We start from the raw sequence: 4,127 nt of genomic DNA, 5'->3' as shown, positions 1-4,127 counted from the left end.
AGTACATGGACCCCGACGGCAACCTCCTGGACGGGCGGGGCAACGCCGTGCAGCAGGCGGCCGACGGCCCCGGCGACATCGTCGACCGGCCCGGCGCCACGTCCGGGGCACCGGGTGCGGACATCCCGCGGGTGGACTCCCCGGTGCGGGAGCCCGCCCTGGTGGGCGCGGGCGCCCACACCGCCGACACCGCGGCACACCCCGTCCGCCTCGGCAGCGACCTCGGCGACGACCTCGGCCGCGCCGGCGACGACCTCGGCACACCGGGCGGCCACGTCGAGGGACCGGGCGGCAGGGCCGACCACCTGCCAGGCGGCAGCGCCCACGAGCACGGACCGGGCCCGTCAGCGAGCCATGAGCCCACGGGCGGCGACGGTGGCCACAGCACCGGCGGTCATTCCGAAGTGCCAAGTGGCCACGCGGAAGGTGCCGGCGGGATGCCGGAGTCCCCGGGCGACGGACCCGGGCGACCGCCGTCGGACGGTTACGAGGGCGCGGATCTCGGTGGCGACGGACTCGACGACCCCGGTGCCGGATTGGCGGACCCGGCCCGCGCCAATGAGCCGTTGCCGGAATTGACCCCCACGGAGCGGGCGGAACACTGGCAGCACCTCGAAAACGTGGAAGGGCGCAGCCCCGACGAGTTCGATCACCTGCAGCGTGACCCGGACAAGAACGGTGGTATTTCGGAGCCCTCGAAGGACGAGGCGCGCGTGGGACTGGACCTCCGGGAACAGGGCCGGCTGCCCGCGGACATTCAGCGGCCCGCCGTGCGGGACAATGGTGAATTCTATTCGCCCAGCGCCGACCGATACTATGACATCAAGGGCGTGCACTCCGACTGGCCGCCATTCAATAATGTCCGCGACAAGTCGCAGCCATTCCGTGGTGCATACGACCCGGCGAACAATGAGCGGTGGGCAGGAAAGCTGCGCGACCAGATCGCCGGCAAGGGGAGGATCGTCATCCTCGACGTCAGGAACGCGAACCAGGCAGCGATCGACGACATCAAGTCCATTGTGGAAAAGAACGGCTGGGAAAAAGATGTCATCTGGTACCCGTAAGGACTGGTCGCCCGCGAGTTTTCCGTCGGACGCGGAAGCGGCGCAGCGTCTGCGGGAGTGGCTTGACGGTGAGGGCGGTCTCGACGCCGTCGGCCTCGACCTGAGCGGGGCCGATCTCACGGGCGGAGATTTCGCCGAGTCGTGGTTCACCGACGCCAGGATGGTGGGCACGAAGCTTGCCGGGGCAGACCTGTATCGCGCGGATGCGCAGGGCGCCGATCTCACGGGAGCCGACTTCACCGGGTGTTCCCTCGTACGCGCCACTCTCGACGACGCCGTCCTGCGGAACGCCGTGCTGGACGGCGCGGATCTGGTGAAGGCCTCGCTCTACGAGGTGGATGCCTCGGGGGCGAGCTGCCGCGGTACCCAGTTCATGGGGGCACTGCTCCAGAAGGTGAACTTCTGTGGCGTCGACCTGCGGGAAGCCGTGTTCAAGGAGAACTCGTTCCAGGTCGTCCTGGATGAGGAAACCACAATGGACGGGGCGACCGGGACAGTGCTGGGTCCTGCGGTCCTGGTGGACGGGTCGGGGTCCCACGAGCTGGCCGGAGCCGGACTCGAGGAATGGATCCGTGCCAGGGGCGGAAGAGTACGGGTCGTCAGCCCGCACGAGTGACACCGGGACCTCCAGAGGTTTCGGGGGGAGAGCGGACTTCTGCTTCCGGGGCGAGCCGCACCCGGAGGTGTACCGCCAGAACGCGCCCCGGCCCGCCGCCGCACCGCGCGAGCTGGAAGCCGTACCGGGAACGGAAGCCGAACCGGGTGAGGCGACGGGTAGCGGGCGGGCCGTGGGGCACGGCGTCGCCGAGCCGGTGGTGACCGACGGGAGAGGGCCTGACTTCACCACCGGCTCTGAACCGGCGACCGGCTCCGGACTGCGGCACTTACGAGAGCCGGAAGACCCGTGCCGGAGCGGACGTCACACGACGTCGGCGATACGGTCCACCTGGTCCGGGTCGAGGCCGTAGCAGTACAGCATGACCTCGTCGGCGCCGAGGTCGGTGAAGGCGGTGATCGCCTCGCGGATCTGCGTCGGCGTGGTGAGCATTCCGGCGACCATGCGGTCGGCCATGCCGGTGAAGGCGTAGTACGCGCGCATCGCGGACCGCGCGTCGTCGGTCACATGCTGCGGGCCCAGCGCGACGTTGACCTGCGCGACGAGACGGGGTCCGCCGTCGCGGCCGTATTCCTTCCAGAATCCGCGGACGGTGTCGAAGAGCCCGCCGGCCCAGGAGGGCGCCGCGGCGGCGAGGAAGCCGTCGCCCCAGCGGGCGACGCGTTCGAGCGCGACGGGCTTGAAGCCGCCGAAGAGCACTTCGGGGCCGCCCGGCCGGGCGGGCGCGGGCCCGATCGTGCCCGCGCCGGGACCGTACGGCTCGCCGGACCACAGCCGGCGCATCACTGCCATCTGCTCGTCCATGCGGCGGCCACGCGTGCTCCTGTCGATGCCCGCTGCCACGTGGTCGTCGTCCCGGCCGCCGATGCCCAGGCCCAGGGTCAGACGGCCACCGGTCATCCGGTCCAGAGTCGCCGCCTGCTTGGCCAGCAGCGCGGTGTCGCGCAGCGGCGCCAGCAGCACCTCGGTCTGGACGCGGATCCGGGACGTGGCGCCCGCCAGGACGGCGAGGGCGACCAGGGGCTCGGGATTGTCGTAGACGAGCCGGTCGAGCAGACCGAGCGTGCTGAACGGTCCGGCGTCGGCACGCCGGGCCCAGGTCCGCAGGGTGGCGGGATCGCCGATGGGCAGACCGATACCGATGTTCATGAGGAGGCCTCCGGAAAAAGGGTCGACAGAGTTGCTGCCGCCCCTCCGGCACCTCGAAGAGGTGGGACGCTCCCACCCTGCGGCGTACTTCTGGGGAACGTCTCGTGAAGTGCGACCACCCTAGGCCGGGCCGGGTTCGCCTGGCCATCGAATTTCGCGGACGGAGGCCGCCCGCCGCCGCATGCGCAACCGCTCGCGTCGTCTGCCGGTCGGGGCGCCGCGGACGTCCTCGACCGGCATGGGGTCCCCGTGGGTCAGTAGACGCGCGGTCCGGCGTCCGTCGCGTGTACCGCGCTCGTCCAGCCCTGGGGCTTCTCGCCCTTGTCCACGACCTCGCACGCGTACGTGGACTTCGCGTTGAGGGGAGCGAGCACGGCCTTCGGGATGTCGTTGCACAGGGCGTGGTCGATGGAGCCCTCGAAGTTGCCGAACAGCAGCTTGGCCACACCGGCCCTGGTGATGATGCCGGTGCTGGGCTTCGCGTCGTACTGGACGTAGTCCGACGACCAGGCGGCGTCGTCGCCGAAGGTCACCGTCCACTCGATCTTCAGACCCTCGTACGTGCTCGTGCACGTCGTCTTCTTGCCCTTGGCGGGCTTGACGTCACCGGGGCACTGGGCCGTCGTCCTCCCCTCGGCCTGGGCCATCTTGAGCGTGCCGACGATCAGCTCGTGCTCCAACTGCTCCGTGAACGGGGCGTCGTCGGCCGGGGCGGACGGCTCCAGGTCCGGGTCCATGTCCGGCTGGTCCAGCCGCTGGGGGAGTACGGTCCGCGCCGGGTCCGGCTTGGTGCCGGCGTCGTCCGAGCCCGCCTCCGTACCCCCGCAGGCCGTGGCCAGCAGGCATGTGAAACCAACAGCCGCAACGATCTTCATACGCATGCCCGCCACTCTAGACACCCGCCCAGAGCCGCCGGGCTGCGAGAGTTCCGGCCGCGGGCCGGCCGGTTCGGTCTCCCGCGAGGACGAGGACGCCGTCCCGGCGGATCAGCGCCGGTCCGGTGGCGGCACTGGGCAGGGACATGACCAGGTGTACCCGGACCGTCACCCAGAGGCGACCCTTCGCCCCGCGAATGTGGTGCTTCTGTGAGCGACTCGGGCCCGGATTGCACAGGGGGCCGCCGGGTTGATAGACGTGGCTGACATTGTCATGTGATGACGAGTGATCGGTCGCCTCCGCGGCCCGAGGGGGAGCGAGTTCGGTATGAAGTTCGACATGGGTGCGCAGACGCTGTCCACGCTGCAGCGTGACTCGCGTGGTGCGAGTGACGACTTGGGTGGTCTGGTGCGTCAGTTGGT

At 70.3% G+C, this 4,127-nt stretch carries 3 protein-coding genes and 1 pseudogene; 2 read left to right on the top strand and 2 right to left on the bottom strand.

The annotated features are described in order from the left end of the window. Together ABZ354_RS28520 and ABZ354_RS28515 are read left to right on the top strand one after the other, a co-directional pair. Positions 1–1,064: pseudogene (locus tag ABZ354_RS28520) on the top strand (hypothetical protein); the annotation flags it as partial. Continuing rightward, positions 1,045–1,680, top strand: coding sequence for a pentapeptide repeat-containing protein (locus ABZ354_RS28515; protein ID WP_358661597.1), 636 nt, complete (start codon positions 1,045–1,047; stop codon positions 1,678–1,680). The pseudogene ABZ354_RS28520 and the gene ABZ354_RS28515, both read left to right, overlap by 20 nt. 303 nt (positions 1,681–1,983) lie before the next feature. On the opposite strand, the gene ABZ354_RS28510 is transcribed toward ABZ354_RS28515, so the two are convergent. After that, positions 1,984–2,829: an LLM class flavin-dependent oxidoreductase gene (locus ABZ354_RS28510; RefSeq protein WP_358661595.1), complete on the bottom strand. Its 846-nt coding sequence runs from the start codon at positions 2,827–2,829 to the stop codon at positions 1,984–1,986. A gap of 254 nt (positions 2,830–3,083) precedes the next feature. Beyond that, on the bottom strand, positions 3,084–3,710 hold the full coding sequence (locus ABZ354_RS28505; RefSeq protein WP_358661594.1) for a hypothetical protein: 627 nt from the start codon (positions 3,708–3,710) through the stop codon (positions 3,084–3,086). Positions 3,711–4,127: the final 417 nt, after the last annotated feature.

It is taken from the genome of Streptomyces sp. NPDC005925 (assembly GCF_040638805.1).
In the GTDB taxonomy this organism is placed as follows: Bacteria; Actinomycetota; Actinomycetes; order Streptomycetales; family Streptomycetaceae; genus Streptomyces.
Note: the sequence above shows the minus strand (reverse complement) of the source record. Positions and strands in the feature narration are given on the sequence as shown.